1 pseudogene is annotated in these 1,073 nt (G+C 38.9%); it reads right to left on the bottom strand.

Going from position 1 to position 1,073, the window contains the following annotated elements:
• A pseudogene (locus GKZ86_RS25180) lies at nt 1–1,073 on the bottom strand (SprB repeat-containing protein); the annotation flags it as partial.

The raw sequence follows: 1,073 nt of genomic DNA, 5'->3' as shown, positions 1-1,073 counted from the left end.
TTTGCATCTGTAACCTTAAACATGTAAGTTCCAGGAGCAAGGTTTGCAAAAGCATTTGATGTTTGTTTGGCAATAATTACCGGAGATGGAGCAATTGTTTCGTATTGAAGAACACCCACACCATTGGTTGCTGTTAAAGTAACCGTAGTAGTCGTAGCCGTACAAGTTACCGCTGCAGCTGCAAAAGTTAAGTCTGTTGGAGGGTTTAATCTCAACAAAGTTCCTGATCCCGAAATTGTACATCCAAGTCCGTCTCTTACTGAGTAAGTATAAGGTTGATTTGCACCATTGTCATTTAATGTTAATGTATTTGAATTTCCAAATCCACCACCATTAAAGCTATATTGATATGGAGTTGTTCCTGTACCGGCAGTAACATTTACTGTTATTGTTCCGGCAACTTTTCCGTTTGTAGCATTACAAGAAAAAGGAACTTCAGTAACTGTCGCAGCTAATTGTGCCGGAGCTGTTAATGTAACCGTAATTGGTGTTGCACAATTTTTACTGTCTTTTACATAGAATGTATAAGTACCCGCAACTAATCCTGTAAAGGTAGCGCTTGGAGTATAAGTTGTACCATCTTTACTGTAAGTATATCCTCCTGAACCTCCCGCTCCAACTAATACTACTGAACCGTTATTTCCTCCATCACATGATGGATTAGTATGTGTTTCTGTAACTGTTGGGTTAGAAATTGTATTTACTGGTGTAGTAGTTGTACTAGAGCATCCATTGGCATCTGTTACTACAAAAGTATAACTGTCTGCATTGGCAGCAGTAACTGTATATGTAAATGATGTTCCTGAAAACGGAGCACTTGGTACACTTGTAGCACCACTACCTTTTTTAACTGTATAAGTAAATGGAGCTTTTCCACCGGAAACAGCAACAGTAATCGTTGCGTTTGGTGTAGCCGTACAATCTAATTCTTTAGTAACTGAGGCAACAGCTACTAATTGTGGGTAAATCACTAATGGAGTTACAGTTGTAGCTGTACATCCGTTTGCATCTTTTACCGTAACGGTATAAGTTCCTGCTGGAACATTAAATACATTGCTGGTTTGGAATGATGT

The organism is Flavobacterium sp. LC2016-13, assembly GCF_009707955.1.
In the GTDB taxonomy this organism is placed as follows: Bacteria; Bacteroidota; Bacteroidia; order Flavobacteriales; family Flavobacteriaceae; genus Flavobacterium.
The sequence above is the reverse complement of the archived record's forward strand: the minus strand, read 5'-3'. Positions and strand labels throughout refer to the sequence as shown.